Genomic DNA, 24,437 nt, shown 5'->3' with positions numbered 1-24,437 from the left:
CTCTGGTGTTCCGGTTGTCACGCCAGTGGCATTGCCGGGTAGCTATGTTCGGAATAGATAACCGCTGAAAGCATCTAAGCGGGAAACTAGCCTCAAGATGAGATCTCACTGGGAACTTGATTCCCCTAAAGGGCCGTCGAAGACTACGACGTTGATAGGTCGGGTGTGTAAGCGCTGTGAGGCGTTGAGCTAACCGATACTAATTGCCCGTGAGGCTTGACCATATAACACCCAAACAATTTGCGTGTTGTACGGTGAAGACGTAACGAACCGAAAGTTCGTGTGAACCGCAAATACCTGTCACATACCCGAATCTGGATGAGCGTGCGCAACTGCCACGAGCGTCCATAAAGAATTGCTTGACGACCATAGAGCGTTGGAACCACCTGATCCCATCCCGAACTCAGTAGTGAAACGACGCATCGCCGATGGTAGTGTGGAGTTTCTCCATGTGAGAGTAGGTCATCGTCAAGCTCCTATCCCAAGACCCCTGGTCAGCATCGCTGGCCGGGGGTTTTGCTTTTGCGCGGGAAAAAGGTCGGCGCTCGACATGGAAACGTTGATTTCAAGCCTCATTCTGCTGGGCGTTCTGAGCCTCAGCCTCAGCCTCGGCCAGTTGCTCGCCTTCTTCCTGTTGCTCAGGCGAGCGGGACCAACTGCGCTGCTTGCATTGATCATCCCGGGCTTCGGCTTCTTTCTCGGACGCCGGCACGGCATCTATAAATGGCTCCAGCTGCCGTATCTGGTGTGCATGGGATGCTTCATCGCCGCGATGCTCATGGCCGGATGAGCCCCGCGACGAGCCTGCGAGGTGTTGCGGCAAACTCAGCGGCAGGCGCTCTAGAACAGCCATTTCAGCACGATTTTCCCCATTCGGAAGGCGCCATTCCTGCTGTTACAAAATCTCGGCTGCAGCACTGATGGCACTTCATCCAACTGTCACATTCGTGTCATAGAGTCTTCATGCGGCCTCACGATACTGGCCCCCGTTCCATCCAACCCCATTCTCCTTAAGGAGCAAGGCATGAAACTCAAGCGTTTGATGGCGGCCCTGACTTTTGTCGCCGCAGGCGTAGGCACCGCCAGTGCGGTGGCCGCGATCGATCCGGCCCTGCCGGACTACCAGAAAGCCAGCGGTGTGTCGGGTAACCTGTCGAGCGTCGGTTCCGACACTCTGGCCAACCTGATGACCATGTGGGCGGAAGAGTACAAGCGCCTGTACCCGAACGTGAACGTGCAGATCCAGGCCGCCGGTTCCTCCACCGCGCCGCCGGCTCTGACCGAAGGCACGGCCAACCTGGGCCCGATGAGCCGCAAGATGAAGGACGTCGAGCTGCAGGCCTTCGAGCAGAAGTACGGCTACAAGCCGACCGCTGTTCCGGTTGCCGTGGACGCCCTGGCGATCTTCGTGCACAAGGATAACCCCATCAAAGGCCTGACCATGCAACAGGTCGACGCCATCTTCTCCTCCACCCGCCTGTGCGGCAGCAAGTCGGAAGTGAAGACCTGGGGCGACCTGGGCCTGACCGGCGACTGGGCCAACAAGCCCGTCCAACTGTTCGGTCGTAACTCCGTGTCTGGTACCTACGGCTACTTCAAGGAAGAAGCCCTGTGCAAAGGCGACTACAAGCCGAACGTGAACGAGCAGCCGGGTTCGGCTTCCGTGGTGCAGTCGGTGAGCCAGTCCCTGAACGGCGTTGGCTACTCCGGTATCGGTTACAAGACCGCTAGCGTGAAGACCGTTGCCCTGGCCAAGAAAGAAGGCGGCGAGTTCATCGAAGACAACGAGGCGAATGCCCTGAACGGCAGTTACCCGCTGTCGCGCTTCCTGTACGTCTACGTCAACAAGGCGCCGAACAAGCCGCTGAACCCGCTGGAAGCCCAGTTCCTGAAGATGGTGCTGTCCAAGACCGGCCAGCAGGTTGTCGTGAAAGACGGCTACATCCCGCTGCCGTCCAAAGTCGCCGAAAAAGCGATCAAGGACCTGGGTCTGTAATCAGCCTTCAAACCGGGCGGAGATCCCCGCCCGGCATGGGCTGACGCTTACTCGACCGAGCCCGCCAGCATGGCTCTGCTGGCGGGCTTTGTCGCGTCACTTCCATGTCATCTTTCTGTCATATAGGGCCGCTAGGGTGTCACTCCATGAACGACATGGCCAACTCCCCGATGACTTCTTCTCTTCCCGAGCGGATCGATTTCAATACGCCTGCCCTGCAGCGCAAGCGCCGTATCCGGGCGCTGAAGGATCGACTGACCCGTTGGTACGTGCTGGTTGGCGGTCTCGCCGTGCTGGCTGCCATCACCCTGATTTTCTTCTACCTCGCCTACGTCGTGCTGCCGCTGTTCCGCGGCGCCGAACTGGAGACCCGCGACCCCCTGGCTCCCGCCTGGCTGAAGACGGCCCAGGCGCCGCTGCTGCTGAGCATCGAAGAGCAGAACATGGTGGGCATGCGCGTCGCCGCTAATGGCGAGGTAGTGTTCTTCGACGCCAAGAAAGGCGACGAAATGGACCGCGTTGCGCTGAAGCTGCCTGCCGGCACCAGCGTCACCTCCATCGCCGAGGACCAGCCGGGGCACCCGACCGTTGCCCTGGGCCTGTCCAATGGCCAGGTGCTGGTGTTCAAGCACAACTACAAGGTCACCTACCCGGACAACAAGAAGACCATCACTCCGCACATCGACTATCCCTATGGCGAAGCCGCGATGAACCTGGATCCCCAGGGCCGTCCGCTGGAGCACGTGGCGATCGTCTCGGGTGATGACAGCCTGTTGCTGGCCGCGTCCACCGGCAGCGAGATGCTCCTGCTCGGCCTGACCCAGCAGGAAAACATGCTGACCGGCGAAAGCACCCTGCAGGAAGAGCGCATCAACCTGCCGCAGATCGCCGACCCGGTGAAAGCCATCTACATGGACCCGCGCAAACAGTGGCTCTATGTACTCAATGGCCGTGCCCAGGCTGACGTCTTCGATCTGAATACCCACCAGCTCAACGGTCGCTACAAGCTGCTGGATGACGCCTCCGCTGAAGTGACCGCCAGCAGCCAACTGCTGGGTGGTATCTCGCTGATGGTCGGCGACTCCAAGGGCGGCATCGGCCAATGGTTCATGGCTCGTGGTGAAGATGGCGAGCCGCGCCTGTCCCACGTACGTGACTTCAAGCTGGGCGACCAGCCGATCTCCAGCATCGCGCCGGAGCAGCGCCGCAAGGGCTTCCTGGCCCTCGACAAGCAAGGCAACCTGGGCATCTTCCACAGCACTGCGCACCGCACGCTGCTGGTGGAGAACGTCGCTTCGTCCGCCGGCCCAATGGCCCTGTCGCCGCGCGCCAACCGTCTGATCGTCGAGCAGGGTGGCGAGTTGCGCCGCTTCAGCCTGAGCAACCCGCACCCGGAAGTGTCCTTCAGCGCGCTGTGGGGCAAGGTCTGGTATGAGAGCTACGACAAGCCGTCCTATGTCTGGCAGTCCACCGCCGCGACCACCGACTTCGAGCCCAAGCTGAGCCTGTCGCCGCTGACCTTCGGTACGCTGAAGGCCGCGTTCTACGCAATGATCCTCGCTGCGCCGCTGGCCATCGCCGCCGCCGTCTACACCGCCTACTTCATGGCTCCGGGCATGCGCCGCAAGGTCAAGCCGGTGATCGAGCTGATGGAAGCGCTGCCGACCGTGATCCTCGGCTTCTTCGCCGGCCTGTTCCTCGCGCCCTACGTCGAAGGCCACCTGCCGGGCATCTTCAGCCTGCTGCTGCTCACGCCCTTGGGCATCCTCGCCGCTGGCCTGATCTGGAGCCGACTGCCCGAGCGCATCCGCCTGAGCCTGCCGGCCGGCTGGGAAGCGGCGATCCTGATCCCCGTGGTCCTCGCCACCGGCGCCTTCGCCCTGTGGATGAGCCCGCACCTGGAGACCATGTTCTTCGGCGGCGACATGCGCCTGTGGATCAGCCACGACCTGGGCATCACCTACGACCAGCGCAACGCCCTGGTAGTCGGCCTGGCCATGGGCTTCGCGGTGATCCCGAACATCTTCTCCATCGCCGAAGACGCCATCTTCAGCGTGCCGCGCAGCCTGACCTACGGCTCCCTGGCCCTGGGCGCCACGCCCTGGCAGACGCTGACCCGCGTGGTGATCCTGACCGCCAGCCCGGGCATCTTCTCGGCGCTGATGATCGGCATGGGCCGCGCCGTCGGCGAGACCATGATCGTGCTGATGGCCACCGGCAACACCCCGGTCATGGACGTGAACATCTTCCAGGGCATGCGCACGCTGGCGGCGAACGTCGCGGTGGAAATGCCCGAGTCGGAGGTGGGCGGGACTCACTACCGCGTGCTGTTCCTTTCGGCACTGGTACTGCTGTCCTTCACCTTCGTGATGAACACCCTGGCAGAGCTGATCCGTCAGCGCCTGCGCAAGAAATACGCGTCGCTCTAAGCGCCGCCCGACGAGGCTAGTTCCGTGAAACAGAAACAGGAATCCGTCAAAGCGTGGTTCGCCAGCGGTTCGCCCTGGGTGTGGATGAACGCGGGTGCGGTGTCCATCGCCGTGATCATGACCATCGGCCTGCTCGCCGTGATCGCCGTGCGCGGTCTCGGCCACTTCTGGCCGGCGGACGTGATCGAGGCGACCTACAGCGTCCCCGGTGAAGCCCCCAAGACCCTGATCGGCGAAGAAGTGCAGATCGAGCAGGTACCGCGCGCGCGCCTGCGCGGTGCCGGCCTGCCGGTGCCGGACAACGGTCCGGAGTTCATGACCCGCGAACTGCTCAAGCTGGGCAACCGTGACCTGTATGGCAGCGACTTCTCCTGGGTGATCGGCGAGTGGCTGACCGACCGTCATCACCCGGCCGAGCTAGTGACCCTGGAGCGCCGCGAGTGGGGCAACTTCTACGGCTACCTGCTCAGCGTCAAGGAAAACGGCAAGGTCGTCGCCGAAGGTCCTGGCGCCATGGCCGAGCTGCAGACCCGGCTCAAGCGTGTCGATGAGCTCTATTCCAAGCTCTACCAGCTGGAGAAGAAGGACATCGGCGGCATCAACCATGGCCTGGAGCGCCTGCGCCTGAAGGAGCGTGGCCTGCAGCTGAACAACAAGCTGGATGCCACCGCCGAGGCTGACATCGCTGCCGGCCGCGCCGAGCTGAACGCCCAGTACAAGGTGCTGGAAGACCAGCTCAACGGCCTGCATCTGGAGTTCAACCGCGACAGCATCGTCATGCGCGATGCCTCCGGCAAGGAAACCGAGATCAGCGTCGGCAAGCTGGTGCACGCCTACCAGCCCAACCAGATGGGCGTGGCCACCAAGCTGAGCTTCTACTTCAAGAAACTGTGGGAGTTCCTCAGGGACGACCCGCGTGAAGCCAACACCGAGGGCGGTATCTTCCCGGCCATCTTCGGCACCGTGATGATGACCCTGGTGATGGCCGTGATCGTCACCCCGTTCGGTGTGATCGCTGCGGTCTACCTGCGCGAGTACGCTCGCCAGGGCCTGCTGACCCGGATCATCCGCATCGCGGTGAACAACCTTGCGGGCGTTCCGGCGATCGTCTACGGCGTGTTCGGCCTGGGCTTCTTCGTCTACGTGCTGGGCGGCTCCCTCGACCGAATGTTCTTCCCCGAGGCCCTGCCGGCGCCGACCTTTGGCACGCCGGGGCTGTTCTGGGCCTCGCTGACCCTGGCTATCCTCGCGGTGCCGGTGGTGATCGTGGCCACCGAGGAAGGCCTTGCGCGTATCCCGCGAGCCACCCGCGAAGGCTCGCTGGCCCTGGGCGCGACCAAGGCCGAAACCCTGTGGAAAGTGGTCCTGCCGATGGCCAGCCCGGCGATGATGACCGGCCTGATCCTCGCCGTGGCCCGCGCTGCCGGCGAAGTGGCACCGCTGATGCTGGTGGGCGTGGTGAAGCTGGCTCCGGCGCTGCCGGTGGATGGCAACTACCCCTATGTGCACCTGGACCAGAAGATCATGCACCTGGGCTTCCACATCTATGACGTCGGCTTCCAGAGCCCCAACGTCGAGGCTGCACGCCCGCTGGTTTATGCCACCGCGCTGCTGCTGGTAATGGTGATCGCCCTGCTGAACTTCTCGGCCATCGCCATTCGTAACCGCCTGCGCGAAAAGTACAAGGCGCTGGAAAACTGATTCTGCAGGCGGCGGGCAAGGCCCGCCGCCAAGCCTCCCAAGGAGACTGAACATGCAACATGAAACCGGATCCCACGGCATCGACATCGGCGCGCTCGGTCGCGGCGACCGCCACGGCATGAACCTGGAAAGCGAGACCGTCGCCCTCGAAGTGCCCGGCCTGAGCCTGTTCTACGGTGAAAAGCAGGCGCTGTTCGACGTCAGCATGAACATCCCCAAGCAGCGCGTGACCGCCTTCATCGGCCCGTCGGGCTGCGGCAAGTCCACCCTGCTGCGCTGCTTCAACCGCATGAACGATCTGGTCGACGGCTGCAACGTGAAGGGCGAGATCCTCCTCGACGGCCACAACATCTTCGCCAAGAACGTCGACGTCGCCGAACTGCGCCGCCGCGTCGGCATGGTGTTCCAGAAGCCCAACCCGTTCCCCAAGAGCATCTACGAGAACGTGGTCTACGGCCTGCGCATCCAGGGCATCAACAAGAAGCGTGTCCTCGACGAAGCCGTCGAGTGGGCACTCAAGGGCGCGGCGCTGTGGGACGAAGTGAAGGATCGCCTGCACGAGTCCGCCCTCGGTCTCTCCGGTGGCCAGCAACAGCGTCTGGTCATCGCCCGCACCATCGCCGTGGAGCCGGAAGTCCTGCTGCTCGACGAACCCTGCTCGGCGCTGGACCCGATCTCCACCCTGAAGATCGAAGAGCTGATCTACGAGCTGAAGTCCAAGTTCACCATCGTCATCGTGACCCACAACATGCAGCAGGCCGCGCGCGTCTCCGACTACACGGCGTTCATGTACATGGGCAAGCTGATCGAGTTCGGCGATACCGATACCCTGTTCACCAACCCGGCCAAGAAGCAGACGGAAGACTACATTACCGGGCGCTACGGTTAGTGGCTGTAGGCGACAGGCTGCAGGCAACAGGCGTGAGCCCAGCCCTGCGAGCCACCGTTTTTCTGCCTGAAGCATGTAGCCTGAAGCCATTCGCGGAGCGAAAGCATGATTAACAAAGAGAGCCTCACCCACCACATCTCGCAGCAGTTCAACGCCGAGCTGGAAGATGTGCGCAGCCACCTGCTGGCCATGGGCGGCCTGGTGGAGAAGCAGGTCAACGACGCGGTCAACGCGCTGATCGACGCCGACTCGGGCCTGGCCCAGCAGGTCCGCGAGATCGACGACCAGATCAACCAGATGGAGCGCAACATCGACGAGGAGTGCCTGCGCATCCTCGCCCGCCGCCAGCCGGCTGCCTCCGACCTGCGCCTGATCATCAGCATCTCCAAGTCGGTGATCGATCTGGAGCGCATCGGCGACGAAGCCTCGAAGATCGCCCGCCGTGCCATCCAGCTGTGCGAGGAGGGCGAGTCGCCGCGCGGCTACGTCGAGGTGCGTCACATCGGCAACCAGGTGCGCAAGATGGTGCAGGAGGCGCTGGACGCCTTCGCCCGTTTCGACGCGGACCTCGCGCTGTCGGTGGCGCAGTACGACAAGACCGTCGACCGCGAGTACAAGACCGCCCTGCGCGAACTGGTCACCTACATGATGGAAGACCCGCGGGCCATCTCCCGGGTGCTCAACGTCATCTGGGCCCTGCGTTCGCTGGAGCGCATCGGCGACCACGCGCGCAACATTGCCGAACTGGTGATCTATCTGGTGCGCGGCACCGATGTTCGCCACATCGGCCTGACCCGCATGAAGGAAGAAGTGCAGGGCACTGCTGCAAAGGCCGACAAGGCCGAGTAAGCCAGGCGGGTGTAGCAGAACGAACCCGGCCATCGCGCCGGGTTCGTCATTTTATGGCTGAGCGGTTCCCGCCAATGGCATCTAGCCACTCGGCAAGGCTATCCTTCGCCCTATCGTTTTCGGGAGATGCCGATGGGCAAGGTCAGTGTGCTGGTGGTGGATGACGCTCCGTTCATCCGTGACCTGGTGAAGAAGGGGCTGCGGGACCACTTCCCCGGTCTGCAGATCGAAGAGGCGGTCAATGGTCGCAAGGCGCAGCAGTTCCTCGCGCGCCAGGCCGTCGACCTGATCCTCTGCGACTGGGAAATGCCCGAACTGTCGGGCATCGAGCTGCTTACCTGGTGTCGTGAGCAGGACAACCTGAAGGCCACGCCCTTCATCATGGTCACCAGCCGCGGCGACAAGGACAACGTGGTGCAGGCCATCCAGGCCGGCGTCTCCGACTTCATCGGCAAGCCGTTTTCCAACGACCAGCTGGTGAGCAAGGTGAAGAAGGCGCTTTCCCGCGCCGGCAAGCTGGAAGCCCTGGCGGCCCAGGCACCACAACGTAGCCTGGTCGGTTCCATGCCCAATGACTCCCTGGCCGCCCTCACCGGCGGCAAGGCGGAAGTCGTACGTCCAGCGGCTGCGCCCAGCGTGCCGCGCCAGGCTCCGGCGACTCCGACTCCGACTGCCGCCCGTGGCGGCGCCAAGGGGCAGCAAGGCCAGTTGCGCCTGCCTTCGGCCAGCCTTGCCTGTGTGATCAAGGCGCTCAGCCTCAAGGAAGCGTTGCTGGTGGTGAAGCGCGGCACGCCGCTGCCGCAGGTGCTGGAGAGCGCCGTGCTGGACCTGGAGGAGGACAGCGACGTCGCCCGCCTCAACGGCTACCTGCATGCCGTTGCCGCGCTGGAACCCCGGCCGGACAGCGAGTGGCTGCAGCTGACCTTCCGCTTCGTCGACCGCGATCCGCAGAAGCTCGACTATCTTTCGCGCCTGATCGCCCGTGGCAGCACGCAGAAGCACTACGTGCCCGGCGCCTGATCCGGTTACAAATGCGCAGGTCGGCGGGAAGTACTGCTTCACAGGCCGACCGGCGGCAGGTCGCGACGCAGGGACGACGCTGCTAGTCTTGCCAGCGTCGCCAAACCTATAACCAGAGTCGACATGCTAGGGCGCAGTATCCTCCTGTGCGGTCTATTGGCCGCCTCCGGGACGGCTTCGGCCGTGACCATCTACAAGTACACCGACGCCAACGGCGTGGTCACCTACACGGACAAGGCCGTGCCGGGTGCGGCTGTGTTCGTCTTCCGTGATCGCATGGTCGAGCACTTGGAAGAGCAGGTGAAGCTGGAGACTAAGAAGCATGCCGGCGGCGAGACCCTCCAGGTGCGCAACGATCTGTACGCGCCGGTGGAGGTGGAGCTGAGCGTGAACGCAGTCCAGAACGCCGCGGGCGCACCGGCACGGCCGATTCGCTGGGTGTTGCCGCCGCGCAGCTCGATTCGCCTGGCCACCCTTGCCCCGCTGGACCCCGCCAAGCCACTGCGCTACAAGCCCAAGCTGCGCTACGCGCTGGGCGACCCGCGCGTGGCGCCGCTGGCCTACCAGTATGCACTGCCGTGGGTGGGTGGGCCGTTCCGCCTGACCCAGGGGGCCAACGGACGCTACAGCCACTTCACGCCCAAGGGCCGTTACGCCATGGACATCGCCATGCCGGTGGGCACGCCCATCATCGCGGCGCGTGGCGGCACCGTGGTGAAGGTGGAGAACGGCCAGAGCGGCCGCGGGAAGAATCCGTCCGGCAACTTCGTGCGCGTGCTGCATGACGACGGCACCATGGGCGTCTACCTGCACTTGATGCGCGGCTCGGTGCTGGTCCGTGAAGGCCAGCGGGTCGGTACCGGCACGCCTCTGGCGCAGTCGGGCAACACCGGTAACAGCAGCGGCCCGCACCTGCACTTCGTGGTGCAACGCAACGTCGGGCTGGACCTGGTCTCGATTCCCTACGACTTCTCGCAGCCGGTGGACACGCTGCCGAACTTTGCGGTGGTCAAGGGCAACTGAGCGGCGGTTCGTTGCAGGAGCGAGCTTGCTCGCGAACGGGGTTGGCCGGCAGCACCGGAGCCGGGTGGGTTCGCGAGCAAGCTCGCTCCTGCAGAAAAGAAAAAGGCAGCCTGCGGGCTGCCTTTTTCGTTGCGCGGAACTGTCAGTCCAGCTTCACCACCTTGGCGAGGACGATCTTCGGGCCTTTCATCTTCTTCACGATGATGCGCAAGCCCTCGGTATCCAGCACTTCCTCTTCTTCCGGGACGCGCTTCAGGGTGTCGTACACCAGGCCGGCCAGGGTATCTGCCTCGACGTGGTCCAGGTCCAGGCCCAGCAGGCGCTCCAGCTTGAACAGCGGAGTGTCGCCGCGCACCAGCAGCTTGCCGGGCTGGTAGGCGACGATGCCGCGCTCGGCCTTGCGGTGCTCGTCCTGGATGTCGCCGACCAGTACTTCCAGCACGTCTTCCATGGTCAGGTAGCCCACGACCTTGTGGTCGGCTTCCTCCACCAGCGCGAAGTGCGAGCCGCCCTGGCGGAACTGTTCCAGCAGGCGAGCCAGCGGCAGGTGCTTGGTGACCATCTCCAGCGGGTGGGTCAGCTCGTCGAGGTCGAAGGACTCCGGCAGGCTGTCCAGCGTCGCCAGGGCCAGCAGCAGGTCCTTGATGTGCAGCAGGCCGGTGAACTCGCCCTTCTCGCCGTCGTACACCGGGTAGCGGCTGTACTTGTGTCGGCGGATGGTGGCGATGATGTCGTCCAGCGGCGCATTACGCTCCAGGTAGACCAGGTCTTCGCGAGAGTTGGCCCAGTCGGCGACTTCCAGCTCTCCCAGTTCAACCGCCGAGGCCAGCACGCGCATGCCCTGGTCGCTGGGGTCGTGGGCGCGGCTGGAGTGCAGGATCAGCTTGAGCTCATCGCGGCTGTAGTGATGCTCATGCTGCGGGCCCGGTTCGCCTTGCCCGGCGATCTTGAGGATGGTGTTGGCGCTGGCGTTGAGCAGCCAGATGGCCGGGTACATGGCCCAGTAGAACAGGTACAGCGGCACCGCGGTCCACAGCGACAGCAGCTCCGGCTTGCGGATCGCCCAGGATTTGGGCGCGAGCTCGCCGACCACGATGTGCAGGTAGGAAATGATGAAGAACGCGGTGAAGAACGATACGCCGCGGATGACTTCCTCGGAGTGCACGCCGATTGCCGCCAGCAGCGGTTCGAGCAGTTCGGCGAAGGCCGGCTCGCCGACCCAGCCCAGGCCCAGGGAGGCCAGGGTGATGCCCAGCTGGCAGGCGGAGAGATAGGCGTCGAGCTGGTTGTGCACCTTGCGCAGGATGGTGCCGCGCCAGCCGTGCTGGTTGGCGATGGTCTCCACGCGGGTCGAGCGCAGCTTGACCATGGCGAACTCGGCGGCCACGAAGAAGCCGTTGAGTACGACGAGGAACAGGGCGAACAGAATCAGGCCGAAATCGGCGAAATAGGTGAGGAAGTTGCTACTAGGAGAAGGGTCCATGGTTCTGTTGGATTAAGGATGGACGGACAAGAATGCGGTTCGTGGGGCCTGGCTGGCAAGCCCGACTATGGCCGCGTGTGGCTCGAGCGCCGTTATGCGCGGCTCTCGACCTGCTGCGCAGGGAAGTGGCAGGTGAAGCTGCTGCCCTTGCCCGGCACACTGCTGATGTCCAGGGTGCCGCGGTGGCGCAGCAGCACATGCTTGACGATGGCCAGGCCCAGGCCGGTGCCGCCGGTGCTGGCGTTGCGGCTGGAATCCACGCGGTAGAAACGCTCGGTCAGGCGCGGCAGGTGCTTGGGGTCGATGCCGATGCCGCTGTCCTGCACGGCCAGATGTGCGCCTTGCTCGTCCGCCCACCAGCGAATGCGGATATCGCCTTCATCAGGGGTGTACTTCACGGCGTTGAACACCAGGTTGGAGAAGGCGCTGCGCAGTTCGGCCTCGCTGCCCTTGAGCTTCACCTTCGAATCCGCTTCCAGGCTGATGCGATGGCTGCGTGCGCCGGACAATGCCTGGGCATCGTTGCGGATCGACAGCAGCATCAGGTCTACCGCCACCGGCTTGTTGTCCGCCGGGTAGTCGGTGGCTTCCAGCTTGGCCAGCAGGAGCAGGTCGTTGAGCAGGTTCTGCATGCGCCCGGCCTGCTGCTGCATCTGCTGCAGCGCGCGGGTCCAGCGCGGGTTCACGTCTTCGACGTTGTCGAGCAGCGTCTCCAGGTAGCCGGCGATCACCGTCAGTGGTGTGCGCAGCTCATGGGAGACATTGGCGACGAAGTCCTTGCGCATCTGTTCCAGCTGATGGACGCGGGTCACGTCGCGCACCAGCATCAGGTGCTCGCCGGCGCCATAGAGGGTGATGTGGAACTGCAGGCGCAGGTTGTCGCTGATTGGCGAGGGCAACTCCAGCGGCTCGCGGTAATCCTCACCCTCGAAGTATTCCTTGAAGCGCGGATGACGGACCAGGTTGGTCACTGGCTGGCCGCCGTCCTGCGGACTCTTCAGGCCGAGCAGACGCTCGGCGGACTGGTTCCACCATTCCAGGTTGCCGTCGCGGTCGAGCAGGATCATGCCGTCACGCAGCGCCGCGGTGGATTCCTGCATGCGGTCGATCACCGCCTGCAGCCGCCCGCGTGCCTTCTGGTTGCGGCGCTGCAGGTGGTAGATGCTGTCGAACACTTCGCCCCACAGGCCGTAGCCATCGGGCGGGGCTTCGTCGGGCTGGTGGTTCTTCAGCCACTTGTGCAGGCGCAGCAGCTGCCAGGTCGACCAGCCAAGATAGGCAGCCAGTGCCACGGCGATGGCCCAGCCGTACTGGCCGGTGATCAGGCCGAGCAGCGCGCCGGCGGCCACCACCAACAGCAGGTGGCGTATCAGCACGCCTCTCCAGTTCTGGGTCACGAAATTCCGTTCCTTGTACCCGTCAGACGAGAAGTCGGGTCAGCTTTTGGTCGAGAAACGATACCCGGTGCCGCGCACGGTCTGAACCAGATTTTCGTATACCTCGCCCAGGGCCTTGCGCAGGCGGCGGATATGCACGTCGACGGTGCGCTCCTCGACATAGACGTTGCCGCCCCAGACCTGGTCCAGCAACTGGCCACGGGTGTAGGCGCGCTCCTGGTGGGTCATGAAGAACTGCAGCAGGCGGTATTCGGTCGGGCCCATCTCGGCGGGCTTGCCGTCGATGGTCACGCGGTGGCTGATCGGGTCGAGCATCAGGCCGCCGACTTCGATCGGCGTCTCACTGTCGCCAGCGCCGGTGCGGCGCAGCACGGCCTTCAGGCGGGCCACCAGCTCGCGCGGGGAGAACGGCTTGGTGATGTAGTCATCCGCGCCGACTTCCAGCCCCTGGATCTTGTTGTCCTCTTCGCCCTTGGCGGTGAGCATGATGATCGGGATGGCCGAGGTCAGTTCGTCGCGCTTGAGGCGGCGGGCCAGTTCGATGCCGGAGGTGCCCGGGAGCATCCAGTCGAGCAGGATCAGGTCCGGTTTGCGATCGACGATCACCGCGTGAGCCGTCTGGGCGCTGTCGGCCTCCAGACATTCGTAGCCGGCCATCTCCAGGGCCACGGCGATCATTTCCCGGATCGGAGCTTCGTCATCGACGATGAGGATTGTCTTGCCAACCATGCTGAGGCCTCAGAATTTCTGTAATGCGCCGCATTAGATAACGGAAATATTTCATGAATGTGACACCCGGATGGTAGCCGAGCCTTGTCGCAGAGCGCTCGTCTATGCTGATTGGGTCGCCACGCGTTCAGCGCGCGGCACAAGCGGAACCCACCGGCCCGCTCGGCGGTGTGCCCGGCAGAGCGCCTGCCGGTATCTTGCGATGACGGTTGTGAGTGCGTTGTCGACGTCGCCCTGGCCGGCCCTGCCTGCGATCCCGCCTGCCTTTGCGCCGATGCTCGCGCCGTTTCCACCTCACCAGAGGAGAAGCGTTATGAAACTGCTATTCCCGGCCCTGGCAATGGGCCTGATGCTGCCGGCGGTGTCCGCCCTGGCCGCTGGCCCCGGCATGGAGAAGAACGGCATGCTGGTCGATGCCAAGGGCATGACGCTCTACACCTTCGACAAGGACGGCGGCGGCAAGTCGATGTGCAACGGCGGCTGCGCGCAGAATTGGCCGCCGCTGATGGCTGCCGCGGATGACAGCGCCATGGGTGACTGGACGCTGATCAAGCGCGATGACGGCAGCGCCCAGTGGGCCTACAAGGGCAAGCCGCTGTACACCTTCGTGCAGGACAAGAAGGCTGGCGACATGGCCGGCGACGGCAAGATGGGCGTCTGGCACATGGCCAAGCCGTAAGGTCACAGCCCGACCTTGCTTGTGCGGGTTGGGAGCGATGTAGGAGCGGACTTCGTCCGCGATGGTCTCCGGCGCGCTGCGGGCCAATCGCGGACGAAGTCCGCTCCTACGAAATGGCTATGATCAGCGCAGGGCGAAGTCCAGCACGGTGCCGAGGAAGATCGCCAGCCCCGCCCAGTGGTTGTGCAGGAAGGCCTTGAAGCACTTCATCGGCTCGCGGTCGCGGGTCGAGTGGAACTGCCAGGCGAAGCAGCCCGCCGCCACGGCCAGGCCCAGGTAGTAATACAGGTGCATGGCCAGTTTATTGCCGGCCAGGACCAGCAGCAGGAGCATCAGCCCCTGCAGGCTCAGGTTGATCACCCGGTCGGCGTCGCCGAAGAGAATCGCCGTGGACTTCATGCCCATCTTCAGGTCGTCCTCGCGGTCGGTCATCGCGTAGTAGGTGTCATAGGCGACCGTCCACAGCACATTGGCGAAGAACAGCAGCCAGGCCACCGCTGGCAGCGTGCCGCCGGCTGCGGTGAAGGCCATCGGGATGCCCCAGGAGAAGGCCCCGCCCAGCACTACCTGCGGGTAGTAGGTGTAGCGCTTCATGAAGGGGTAGAGCGCCGCGATCGCCGCGCCGCCGAACGACAGCCAGATGGTCTGTGCGTTGGTGCACAGCACCAGCAGGAAGCTCAAGCCCAGCAGCACGAAGAAGGCGATCCAGGCCTCGCGCACGGTGATCCTGCCGGTGGCCAGTGGGCGCGACTTGGTGCGTTCGACGTGGCCATCGAGCTTGCGATCGGCAAAATCGTTGATCACGCAGCCGGCCATGCGCATCAGCACGGTACCGACGATGAAGATCACCAGGTTCTTTGCGCTCGGCATGCCGCCGCTGGCCATCCACAGCGCCCACAGCGTCGGCCACAGCAGCAGGTAGATGCCGATCGGCTTGTCCATGCGCGTCAGCTGGATGAAGTCCCAGGCGCGGGGATGCAGGCGGGCGAGGGGTTTGATCAGGGCGACGAACATGGCGGCCTCCGGAAAACGATCCGGGAATTATACTGGCTGTTGTTCTACCCGGTGCCACAGTGTCGGCAGGAATACTTCGGCGACCAGTACGCCCAGGCCGTCACGGCTGAAGCACGAACGGCGGCCCCACAGGCGCTCGGCGCGTACCTCGGCGGGCAGGCTGGCGGCCGGATAACGGCAGACCTCGATGGCGCCACGCAGGAAGGCGCGGTCGCTGAACAGCAATTCGCCCAATGAGCGCGTGCCCAGCAGGCGCAGGTCGAAGCCTGAGCCTTCCAGCGCCTGGCGCGCGGCGACGCTGCGGGCGAATACCCAGGGCGTGCCGTGGCCCTTCAGGTAGACCTCGCGCACCCAGCCCTGGCTGCCATCCGGCACGCCCAGCGCAGCGCACTCATCGGTACGCAGGCGATGCCAGCCCTCGGCAAGCGGCTGTACGGCGAAGGCGCCGGCGGACAGCGCGGTGAGGCGGCGCGTCAGCGAACCTTCATCGAACAGCCAGTCCACCACTTGGGCGGCGGGAGCGGGGTGCAATTGGGCGGCGGTGAGCCAGCGGGGCGGGTGGATCAGGGCGGCTTCGGGCACGGGTTCGACTGCAGTTGGCCAGGGACGCGGCAGCTTAACATGGCGGCTTTGCGGCTCCGATTGCGTTGTCTGCAAGAGTGCCTTACGCAAAACCCCACCAAAGGTTTGGCGGGTTGCCCGGCGTTTTACAGGGGCTTGCGCCGCAAGCCCATCGCCAGTACAAAGCCGGACATTGGATGCACTGACGTCCAAGCGACAAGAACATGAGGGTGATAGCTGATGAAGAAGTGGCAATGCGTGGTTTGTGGCCTGATCTATGACGAGACCAAGGGTTGGCCGGAAGAGGGCATCGCCGCCGGCACTCGCTGGGAAGACGTACCGGAAGACTGGCTGTGCCCGGACTGCGGCGTCGGCAAGCTGGATTTCGAGATGATCGAGATCGGCTGATCCCGCCAGGAACAATTCCGCGACGGCGGCCTTCGGGCCGCCGTCTGCGTTTGTAGCGCCGGCACGGCTGTTGTTGACGGGGTAGACTGGCCTGGCGCCGGGTTGACTCTGCTGACGTGCCCCGGCGGCATGCCCGCCGTTGGCCGGCATGGGCAGATACGCTAGGTTCAGCGGGCAATCCGAGGAGTGCATTCGATGCGCAAATGGCAATGCGTGGTCTGTGGCTTCATCTACGACGAAGCGCTGGGGCTGCCCGAAGAGGGCATTGCTCCTGGAACCCGCTGGGAAGATATCCCGGCGGATTGGGTCTGCCCGGACTGCGGCGTTGGCAAGATTGATTTCGAAATGATCGAAATTTCCTGAATCCTGCCGACACGAACAATTTACACGGTGGCCTGGTGGCCGCCGTGCTGTCTTCTTGAAGTGGCGTTTTTACGAAATGGAGAGCGCAATGAGCGATAACGCACCGCTGGTGATCATCGGCACCGGCCTGGCCGGTTACAACCTGGCGCGCGAGTGGCGCAAGCTGGACAGCGAAACGCCGCTGCTGCTGATCACCGCCGACGACGGTCGCTCCTACTCCAAGCCGATGCTCTCCACCGGCTTCTCCAAGGACAAGGACGCCGACGGCCTGGCCATGGCCGAAGCTGGCGCCATGGCTGACCAGCTCAAGGCGCGCATCCTCACCCACACCCGCGTCACCGGCATCGATCCGGGCCACCGGCGCATCTGGATCGGCGAGGAAGAAGTGCACTACCGCGACCTGGTCCTGGCCTGGGGCGCCGAAACCATCCGCGTGCCGGTCGAGGGCGACGCCCAGGACCTGATCTTCCCGATCAACGACCTCGAAGACTACGCACGCTTCCGCGCTGCCGCCGCCGGCAAGCGCCGCGTGCTGCTGCTTGGCGCCGGCCTGATCGGCTGCGAGTTCGCCAACGACCTGTCCAGCGGCGGCTACCAGATCGACGTGGTCGCGCCTTGCGAACAGGTGATGCCCGGCCTGCTCCATCCGGCCGCCGCGCAGGCTGTGCAGGAGGGGCTGGAAGGCCTCGGCGTGCGCTTCCACCTCGGCCCGGTGCTGAACAGCCTGGTGCACGCCGGGGATGCCCTGGAGGCGCATCTTTCCGATGGCCAGGTGATCGCCTGCGATCTGGTGGTTTCTGCCGTGGGCCTGCGCCCGCGCATCGACCTGGCTGCCGCCGCCGGGCTGGACATCAACCGTGGCGTGATGGTCAACCGCGAACTGCGCACCTCCCACGCCAATATCTACGCCCTGGGCGACTGCGCCGAGGTCGACGGCCTCAACCTGCTCTACGTGATGCCACTGATGTCCTGCGCTCGCGCACTGGCGCAGACCCTGGCCGGCAAACCGACGCCGGTGGCCTATGGCGCCATGCCGGTGACGGTGAAAACCCCGGTGTGCCCGTTGGTGGTTTCGCCGCCGCCGCGCGGAAGCGAGGGTGAATGGCAGGTGGAAGGCTCTGGCCCGGACCTCAAGGTGCTGTGCCGGGATACCGCCGGTCGATTGCTCGGCTACGCCCTCACAGGGGCCGCGGTGAGTGAAAAACTCTCTCTGAACAAGGAGTTGCCAGCCCTGTTGGCGTGACAGGCGTCGCCTATGGCGTTTTTGCCTTGGGAAACTGCCCGCAAATTGTCAGACGATACTGGCGTACCAGCTTTCGGCGTGCCATTCTCCCCCGTCTGCCGCAGCCTAGAGCCTGTACGGCAAGGCTGCGGTGCCTTGGGCGCTGTTGGGAAGACAGCACGGACACAACAACAACAAACCGTCAAAGAGGCATTTATGCGTAAACCAGAACTCGCCGCCGCGATCGCCGAGAAGGCCGACCTCACCAAAGAACAAGCCAACAAGGTGCTGAATGCGCTGCTGGATGAAATCACTGGCGCGCTCAACCGCAAGGACAGCGTTACCCTTGTCGGTTTCGGTACCTTCGTTCAGCGCCACCGTGGCGCCCGTACCGGCAAGAACCCGCAGACCGGCCAGCCGGTAAAGATCAAAGCCAGCAATACCGTTGCCTTCAAGCCGGGCAAGGCGCTCAAAGACGCCGTCAACTGATCGCGTCTGACCCGGAGCCAGAGCGGCTCCGGGTTGCCTCCTGCAGTTACATAATCCCTCCAAAAGACCGGATGTAGTCCGTTTTCAAACTGGCTACAATGCGCAGACTATTGTCTCGAACGTCGAGGTTTGTGCATGAAATTCCGTCTTCTCCTGTGGATGCTGGGTCGCTTGATGGCCAAGGCCAGTCGCGAAAACCCGGCGTTCCAGAAGCAGCTCGAAGGCAAGGACCTGGTGTTCCAGCTCCACACCCTCGACGGCAAGGTCGCCCGCCACTACATCGTCAAGGATCTCAAGGTCAGCGCCCGTCGCGGCACGCACCCGAACCCGGCCTTTGCGCTGGGCTTCAAGGACGGCGCCTACGGCTTCGCCACCATGACCTCGAAGAATCCCCAGCTGGCTTTCATGCAGGGCATCCAGAACAAGGACATCCAGATCCAGGGCAACCCCGGCCTGGTGATCTGGTTCCAGGGCCTGGTGAAGTACCTGAAGCCGAAGAAAAAGGCCGCGCCGGCCAGCGACAAGAAAGCCGCCTGAGGCGCTTTCGATGCACAGAAAAAAGGCCCCTGACGGGGCCTTTTTCATTGATGCGGGAAGCGATGCACGGCAGGGTACTCGTAGGATGGGTGGAGCCTAAGCGATACCCATGCTGTCGGTGCTTCGGATCGATGGGTATCGCTGCGCTCCACACCATCCTACGGCCGGGGCCGGACCAGATTCAGTGCCCCGGATTGAACTGGCTGGCCAGTTCACGCAGCACAGCCTCGGCGTCGAGGACCTTGCGTACGGCGTCCTCGGCCTTTTCACGCGGAATATCCAGGCGATCCAGCAGGTCCTGCGGAATATCGGTCTCCGGGCCGCTGCCGATGCCGTGGTTGCGCAGCAGGCGGGTCGCCAGGCACACCAGGTTGGCGTAGGCGGAGCAATCACCGGCGTAGGACGGGTCGTGCTGGAAGCGCAGCGCGGTGTAGATCTCCTCCGGCATGTCCCAGGTGCGCATCAGCCAGGCGCCGATCTGTTCGCGGGTGATGCCCAGCAGATGCTGTTCGACGAGGTTGTGCTCGACGTGCGGGTTCACTTCCAGATGCCGGCAGATCAGCGAGAAATGCGGCGGGAAGATGTGCGCCAGGACCAGGTAGCCGATGCTGTGCAGCAGGCCGCCGAGGTAGGTCAGGCCGGCTTCCGGGCGCTCGGCGCGCGGCACGGCACGGGTCAGGCCCTCGATCACTGCGGCGGTGTAGATCGCCTGGTGCCAGTAGGGCGTAGCGTGCTGCGGCTGGTCCTTGGGTAGGCTCAGGGTCTTGCCCAGGGCCAGGCCCAGGGCGAGGTTGATCACCAGGTCGAAGCCCAGCACACGGACGATGGCGTCCTCCACCGAGCGGATCTTGCCAGGCGCAGCGTAGTAGGGCGAAGCCGCCCAGCTGACTACTTGCGCGGCGAGCGCCGGGTCGGTTTCCACCACGCCGGTGATGTCATCCACCGTGGCGTTGGGGTCGACGCGCAGCTTGATGATCTTCTGTGCGGTTTCCGGCAGCGGTGGAATCTCGATGGTTTCCTCGAGGCGCTGCTGGATGCGGCGGGCGGTGAATGCCTGCACGGCCTGGGTGATTTCCTTGCGGTCGTCGTCCGGGCGGTCGAGATTGGGCCGGATGGATTCCAGCGGCACGCCGAAGCGTGCCGCGCTGGCCTTCTCCAGCAGGCTGCGGAAGGACGCCGTGGGAATTTCCAGCAGCGTGCCCGGAGCGCCGGACTCGATCAGCAGCTGCGGTTCCTGCAGCAGGCGCTCGTCATACAGGCACGGCGAGCTGGTCAGCGGCGGCAATGCCGGCAGGCGACCGAGCTGATGCTTGCCGAGCATGCGCTCCAGGCGATCGGGCTTGACCGCCACCAGCTTGCGCCCGGTGAGTTCGGCCAGGCGGTTGAGGTCCAGCAACTGGCTCTGCGGGAACAGCACCAGCAAGGTGCCGACGGCATCCTCCAGCAGGCTGGCCTGCACCCGGCGCGCGGCCGGCAGTGTGGTGGCGTCGCTGATTTCGCGAGAGGGAATGCCCAGCTTGTCGAGCAGCTGCAGGATGACCTCGGGGGCCTGCGAGGAGTCGGATGGGGCGCGTGCGGCGTCGCTCATGAATGTGATCCGGTTATCAACGGCTGGGTCGGAGTATAACCACGCAGTCAGCGTGACCGAGCAGTCAACTGACCGATGAGAGTGAAATACGTCACACTTGTCCGTATTGCTGGCCGTGCCTCAGCCAGCGTGCCAGCAACGGACTGACCGATTGCGGCCAGTGTGCCAGCAGGGCCTGCGCAGCATCGCGTACCGCCGGTAGCAGGTCGGCGTTGCGCATCAGGTCGGCCACCTTGAATTGCAGCAGGCCGGTCTGGCGCGTACCGAGCATTTCGCCGGGGCCGCGCAATTCCAGGTCCTTTTCGGCGATGACGAAACCATCGCAGGTTTCGCGCATGATCCCCAGGCGCTCGCGGCCGATCTGCGACAGCGGCGGGTGATAGAGCAGCACGCAGTGGCTTGCCGCGCTGCCCCGGCCGACGCGGCCGCGCAACTGGTGCAACTGCGCCAGCCCCAGGCGCTCGGGGTTCTCGATGATCATCAGGCTGGCGTTGGGTACGTCCACGCCGACTTCGATCACCGTGGTCGCCACCAGCAACTGCAGCATGCCTTCCTTGAAGGCCTCCATGACCACGGCCTTGTCTGCCGGCTTCATGCGCCCGTGGATCAGGCCCACGCGCAGTTCGCCCAGCGCCGAGGAGAGTTCCTCGTAGGTGGTTTCCGCGGCCTGGCAGGTGAGTTCTTCGGATTCCTCGATCAGCGTGCAGACCCAGTAGGCCTGGCGGCCCTCAGCGCAGGCGGCGCGCACCCGTTCGATCACTTCGATGCGGCGGCTGTCGGCCACCAGAACGGTGTTCACCGGGGTTCGGCCGGGCGGCAGTTCATCGAGGATCGAGGTGTCCAGATCGGCGTAGGCGCTCATCGCCAGGGTCCGTGGAATGGGGGTGGCGGTCATGATCAGCTGGTGCGGGCAAAGCCGGCCGTCGACGCCTTTCTGGCGCAGGGCGAGGCGCTGCTGCACGCCGAAGCGGTGCTGCTCGTCGATGATCACCAGGGCCAGGCGCTTGAACTTCACTTCGTCCTGGAACAGTGCGTGGGTGCCGACGATCATCGGCGCGCCGCCGGCGATCTGCTCCAGTGCGCTGGCGCGGGCCTTGCCCTTGAGCTTGCCGGCCAGCCAGGCGACTTCGATGCCCAGCGGTTGCAACCACTTGGTGAAGTTGAGGAAGTGCTGCTCGGCGAGAATCTCGGTGGGCGCCATCAGCGCCACCTGATAACCGGCTTCCAGCGCCTGCAGGGCGGCAAGGGCGGCGACCACGGTCTTGCCGGCGCCGACGTCGCCCTGCACCAGGCGCAGCATCGGCTCGGACTGGGCGAGGTCATAGGCGATTTCCGCGCCGACCCGCTGTTGCGCACCGGTGGGCTTGAAGCCGAGGTTCTTCAGGTACTGCTGCGGCAGGCGCTTGGCCAGCGGCAGAGCTGGCGCGGCCTGGGAACGCACGCTCTCGCGCAGGCGTTGCAGCGACAGCTGGTGGGTCAGCAGCTCCTCGAAGGCGAGGCGATGTTGCGCCCAGTGGCGGCCTTCGGCGAGTTCCTCCAGATCAGCATCCGGCGGCGGCCGGTGCAGGTAGCGGATGGCTTCGTCGAGTGGGCCGAGGCGGTAGTCGCGGGCCAGTTCCGCCGGCAACCAGTCCGGCAGGCTCGATGGGCCCAGGCGTGCCAGGGTCTGCTCGCTGAGCTGGCGCAGGCGCTGCTGGGTGAGGCCTTCGGTGGTCGGGTAGATCGGCGTCAGCGTCTGCTCCACCGGCGCCGCAGCGGCGTCGGTGAGCGAGCGGTATTCGGGGTGGTAGATCTCCAGGCCGGAAGCCCCGGGGCGCGCTTCACCGTAGCAACGCAGGTGCGTGCCGCGCTTGAGGTTTTCCTTCTGCGCCTGGCTGAAGTGATAGAAGCGCAGGCTCAGCGTGCCGGTGCCGTCCTGCAGGCGCACCAGCAGGCTGCGGCGCTTGCCCATCACCACGTCGGCGCCGGAGACCACGCCCTCGACGACGGCGTCCTGTCCCGGACGCAATGCACCGATGGGCGTGATGCGGGTGCGGTCCTGGTAGCGCAGCGGCAGGTGGAAGAGGATGTCCTGGAGGTTCTCCAGGCCGACCTTCGCCAGTTTCTCTTCCAGCGCGGCGCCCACGCCTTTGAGCGCGGTGACCGGGACGTTCGACAGATCGGTCATGCCGGCTCGGCTTCACCCTTGACGGTCGGCTTGGCGACCGAGCACAGGCGGATCGAGTCGGCCAGCACCTCGATGGCACGCGGCCGCGGGAAGCTGGCACGCCAGGCGATGGCGACGGTGCGGAAGGGAACCGGGGCACTGAACGGGCGCACTTCCAGGACGCCCGGTGCGTAGTGGTGGCTGTCCACGGCGGAGAACGGCAGTACCGATACGCCAAGGCCGGAGGCGACCATGTGGCGGATGGTTTCCAGGGAGCTGGATTCCACCGTGGTGTGCTTGTTCTCGCCGCCCTTGTGGGTGGTCGGGCAGGCTTCCAGGACCTGGTCGCGGAAGCAGTGGCCCTCGCCGAGCAGCAGCAGGCTCTTGTCGTTGAGCAGCTCCGGGTCGATGGTCTTCTTTGCGGTCCATGGGTGGTCCGCCGGCATCAGCACGTAGAAGGGCTCATCGAACAGTTGCAGGGTCAGCACGTCGGCTTCCTGGAACGGCAGGGCGATGATGATCGCGTCCAGCTCGCCGGTGCGCAGCTTGTCGCGCAGGATGTGGGTGAAGTTTTCCTCGATGTACAGCGGCATCTGCGGGGCGACCCGGTGCAGCTGCGGAATCAGGTGGGGGAACAGGTACGGGCCGATGGTGTAGATGGCCCCGACCTTGAGCGGCGAGGTCAGCTGGTTCTTGCCGGCCTGGGCCAGTTCGCGGATGCCCTGGGCCTGCTCCAGGACTTTCTGCGCCTGCGCCACGATGCCTTCGCCGACCGGTGTCAGGCGCACCGCACTCTTGCTGCGCTCGAAAATCAGCACGCCGAGCTCGTCTTCGAGCTTCTTCACGCCCACCGACAGGGTCGGCTGGCTGACGTGGCAGCGCTCCGCGGCGCGGCCGAAGTGTTGCTCCTGGGCAAGCGTGACGATGTAGCGCAGTTCGGTAAGGGTCATGGCACTGAATCCGTTGAGGTGGCCCAAGCATAGCGGCTGCACCGCCGCGAACCAACCGCGCTAAACTGCCGAACTTTGATTCGCGGAGCCAAGCATGAGCAAGAGCACCTTCCCCAGCCTGATGATCGTCGGTTGCGGCGATGTCGGCAGCCGCCTGGGGCGCCAACTGGCCGCGCGCGACTGGCGCGTCCATGGCCTGCGTCGCAACGTCGCCGCGCTGCCGCTGGAAGTGCTGCCGGTGGCCGGCGACCTGGCCCAGCTCGAATGCCCCGATACCTGGCCGGTCGGCAACCTGGATTACCTGGTGTACTGCGCCGCCGCGACCCAGCATGACGAAGCCGGCTATCGCGCCGCCTACGTCGAAGGCCTGCGCAACGCGCTCGGCTGGCTCAAGCAGCGCGGGCAGACGCCCAGGCGCCTGCTGTTCGTCTCCAGCAGCGGTGTGTATGCCCAGCGCGATGGCGAGTGGATCGACGAGAGCTCGCCGGCCGAGGCTACGAGCTATTCCGGCAGCGTGATGCTCGAGGCCGAGCAGGTGGCGCTGCAGAGCGGCATTCCCGCCAGCGTCGTGCGCCTGACCGGCATCTACGGGCCCGGCCGCGAGTGGCTGCTCAAGCAGGTGCGCGAGGGCTATCGGGTGGCCAGCGAGCCGCCGCTGTACGCCAACCGCCTCCACGCCGAGGACTGTGCCGGTCTGCTGGCGCACCTGCTGGAAGCCGACCGCAGCGGCGTGGCGCTGGAGGATTGCTACCTCGGAGTCGACAACGACCCGGCAGCGCTGCACGAGGTGGTCGGCTGGTTGCGCGAGCAACTGGGCGTCACTCAATGGTCCGCAGAGCAGACCGTACGCCGCGCCGGCAGCAAGCGTTGCAGCAATGCCCGCGCCCGCGCGCTGGGCTGGGAACCGCGCTACCCGAGCTTCCGCGAAGGCTACGCGGCGATCCTGGCTGGCAAAGACGCCTGA

General features: G+C 64.8%; 23 protein-coding genes and 2 rRNA genes. 17 read left to right on the top strand and 8 right to left on the bottom strand.

Annotation, left to right across the window (positions count from 1 at the left end; all coding sequences use genetic code 11):
• From L6D89_RS07850 to L6D89_RS07805, 10 genes are all read left to right on the top strand, one after another.
• Positions 1–224 (top strand): 23S ribosomal RNA (locus L6D89_RS07850); the annotation flags it as partial.
• A gap of 134 nt (positions 225–358) precedes the next feature.
• Positions 359–474: ribosomal RNA gene (gene rrf, locus L6D89_RS07845) — 5S ribosomal RNA — on the top strand.
• 76 nt (positions 475–550) lie between these two features.
• On the top strand, positions 551–790 hold the full coding sequence (locus L6D89_RS07840) for a hypothetical protein (RefSeq protein ID WP_236199273.1): 240 nt from the start codon (positions 551–553) through the stop codon (positions 788–790).
• Positions 791–1,024: 234 nt separating this feature from the next.
• Positions 1,025–1,996 carry a phosphate ABC transporter substrate-binding protein PstS gene (gene pstS / locus L6D89_RS07835; protein WP_236175741.1) on the top strand — a complete coding sequence of 324 codons (972 nt, stop codon included), beginning with the start codon at positions 1,025–1,027 and terminating at the stop codon, positions 1,994–1,996.
• A gap of 395 nt (positions 1,997–2,391) precedes the next feature.
• A complete protein-coding gene (locus L6D89_RS07830) occupies positions 2,392–4,425 on the top strand; it encodes an ABC transporter permease subunit (RefSeq protein ID WP_156160511.1) in 2,034 nt (677 codons plus the stop codon).
• Positions 4,426–4,449: 24 nt separating this feature from the next.
• Entirely contained in the window at positions 4,450–6,126 is a 1,677-nt protein-coding gene (gene pstA, locus L6D89_RS07825) for a phosphate ABC transporter permease PstA (protein WP_236199272.1), read from the top strand.
• 52 nt (positions 6,127–6,178) lie between these two features.
• Positions 6,179–7,015 carry a phosphate ABC transporter ATP-binding protein PstB gene (gene pstB, locus L6D89_RS07820; protein ID WP_236199271.1) on the top strand — a complete coding sequence of 279 codons (837 nt, stop codon included), beginning with the start codon at positions 6,179–6,181 and terminating at the stop codon, positions 7,013–7,015.
• A 105-nt stretch (positions 7,016–7,120) separates the two neighbouring features.
• Complete coding sequence (gene phoU / locus L6D89_RS07815) at positions 7,121–7,864, top strand: phosphate signaling complex protein PhoU (protein ID WP_054910041.1); 744 nt, start codon at positions 7,121–7,123, stop codon at positions 7,862–7,864.
• Between the two features lie 132 nt (positions 7,865–7,996).
• Complete coding sequence (locus tag L6D89_RS07810) at positions 7,997–8,884, top strand: response regulator (protein WP_236199270.1); 888 nt, start codon at positions 7,997–7,999, stop codon at positions 8,882–8,884.
• A gap of 123 nt (positions 8,885–9,007) precedes the next feature.
• Positions 9,008–9,907 (top strand): peptidoglycan DD-metalloendopeptidase family protein, encoded by a 900-nt coding sequence (locus tag L6D89_RS07805; protein ID WP_236199269.1) that lies wholly within the window; start codon positions 9,008–9,010, stop codon positions 9,905–9,907.
• Positions 9,908–10,049: 142 nt separating this feature from the next.
• Here L6D89_RS07805 and L6D89_RS07800 read toward each other — a convergent pair whose 3' ends face one another.
• From L6D89_RS07800 to phoB, 3 genes are all read right to left on the bottom strand, one after another.
• The gene (locus L6D89_RS07800; protein ID WP_236199268.1) at positions 10,050–11,390 is read right to left on the bottom strand and encodes a hemolysin family protein; all 1,341 of its coding nucleotides are present in this window, start codon (positions 11,388–11,390) and stop codon (positions 10,050–10,052) included.
• A 92-nt stretch (positions 11,391–11,482) separates the two neighbouring features.
• A complete protein-coding gene (gene phoR / locus L6D89_RS07795; RefSeq protein WP_236199267.1) occupies positions 11,483–12,787 on the bottom strand; it encodes a phosphate regulon sensor histidine kinase PhoR in 1,305 nt (434 codons plus the stop codon).
• 39 nt (positions 12,788–12,826) lie between these two features.
• The gene (gene phoB, locus L6D89_RS07790) at positions 12,827–13,516 is read right to left on the bottom strand and encodes a phosphate regulon transcriptional regulator PhoB (protein ID WP_054910046.1); all 690 of its coding nucleotides are present in this window, start codon (positions 13,514–13,516) and stop codon (positions 12,827–12,829) included.
• Between the two features lie 313 nt (positions 13,517–13,829).
• Here phoB and L6D89_RS07785 point away from each other — a divergent pair, with 313 nt between their 5' ends.
• Complete coding sequence (locus L6D89_RS07785; RefSeq protein ID WP_236175733.1) at positions 13,830–14,195, top strand: COG4315 family predicted lipoprotein; 366 nt, start codon at positions 13,830–13,832, stop codon at positions 14,193–14,195.
• A 123-nt stretch (positions 14,196–14,318) separates the two neighbouring features.
• Here the strand turns inward: L6D89_RS07785 and ubiA are convergent, their stop codons facing one another.
• Both ubiA and L6D89_RS07775 read right to left on the bottom strand, forming a co-directional pair.
• Positions 14,319–15,209, bottom strand: coding sequence for a 4-hydroxybenzoate octaprenyltransferase (gene ubiA, locus L6D89_RS07780; RefSeq protein ID WP_236199266.1), 891 nt, complete (start codon positions 15,207–15,209; stop codon positions 14,319–14,321).
• Positions 15,210–15,236: 27 nt separating this feature from the next.
• Entirely contained in the window at positions 15,237–15,776 is a 540-nt protein-coding gene (locus tag L6D89_RS07775) for a chorismate lyase (RefSeq protein ID WP_236199292.1), read from the bottom strand.
• A gap of 234 nt (positions 15,777–16,010) precedes the next feature.
• Between L6D89_RS07775 and L6D89_RS07770 the strand changes: the two genes are divergently transcribed.
• From L6D89_RS07770 to L6D89_RS07750, 5 genes are all read left to right on the top strand, one after another.
• Positions 16,011–16,178, top strand: a complete 168-nt coding sequence (locus L6D89_RS07770) for a rubredoxin (protein ID WP_015479573.1) — start codon at positions 16,011–16,013, stop codon at positions 16,176–16,178.
• Positions 16,179–16,373: 195 nt separating this feature from the next.
• Entirely contained in the window at positions 16,374–16,541 is a 168-nt protein-coding gene (locus L6D89_RS07765; protein WP_065085359.1) for a rubredoxin, read from the top strand.
• Between the two features lie 88 nt (positions 16,542–16,629).
• A complete protein-coding gene (locus L6D89_RS07760; protein ID WP_236175731.1) occupies positions 16,630–17,784 on the top strand; it encodes an NAD(P)/FAD-dependent oxidoreductase in 1,155 nt (384 codons plus the stop codon).
• Positions 17,785–17,979: 195 nt separating this feature from the next.
• Complete coding sequence (locus L6D89_RS07755; RefSeq protein ID WP_017520695.1) at positions 17,980–18,252, top strand: HU family DNA-binding protein; 273 nt, start codon at positions 17,980–17,982, stop codon at positions 18,250–18,252.
• A gap of 135 nt (positions 18,253–18,387) precedes the next feature.
• Positions 18,388–18,789 (top strand): helicase, encoded by a 402-nt coding sequence (locus L6D89_RS07750; RefSeq protein ID WP_236199265.1) that lies wholly within the window; start codon positions 18,388–18,390, stop codon positions 18,787–18,789.
• 181 nt (positions 18,790–18,970) lie between these two features.
• Here L6D89_RS07750 and L6D89_RS07745 read toward each other — a convergent pair whose 3' ends face one another.
• The 3 genes from L6D89_RS07745 to L6D89_RS07735 form a co-directional block, all read right to left on the bottom strand.
• On the bottom strand, positions 18,971–20,377 hold the full coding sequence (locus L6D89_RS07745; protein WP_236199264.1) for an aminoacyl-tRNA deacylase and HDOD domain-containing protein: 1,407 nt from the start codon (positions 20,375–20,377) through the stop codon (positions 18,971–18,973).
• A 91-nt stretch (positions 20,378–20,468) separates the two neighbouring features.
• Entirely contained in the window at positions 20,469–22,544 is a 2,076-nt protein-coding gene (gene recG, locus L6D89_RS07740; protein WP_236199263.1) for an ATP-dependent DNA helicase RecG, read from the bottom strand.
• Positions 22,541–23,473 carry a hydrogen peroxide-inducible genes activator gene (locus tag L6D89_RS07735; protein WP_017520699.1) on the bottom strand — a complete coding sequence of 311 codons (933 nt, stop codon included), beginning with the start codon at positions 23,471–23,473 and terminating at the stop codon, positions 22,541–22,543. The genes recG and L6D89_RS07735 overlap by 4 nt, the downstream gene beginning before the upstream one ends.
• A gap of 94 nt (positions 23,474–23,567) precedes the next feature.
• Here L6D89_RS07735 and L6D89_RS07730 point away from each other — a divergent pair, with 94 nt between their 5' ends.
• Positions 23,568–24,437: an NAD-dependent epimerase/dehydratase family protein gene (locus L6D89_RS07730; RefSeq protein WP_236175727.1), complete on the top strand. Its 870-nt coding sequence runs from the start codon at positions 23,568–23,570 to the stop codon at positions 24,435–24,437.

The sequence above is a fragment of the Pseudomonas pseudonitroreducens genome, assembly GCF_021603645.1.
GTDB classification, from domain to species: Bacteria; Pseudomonadota; Gammaproteobacteria; order Pseudomonadales; family Pseudomonadaceae; genus Pseudomonas; species Pseudomonas pseudonitroreducens.
This window is presented reverse-complemented; position numbering and strand designations above follow the sequence as displayed.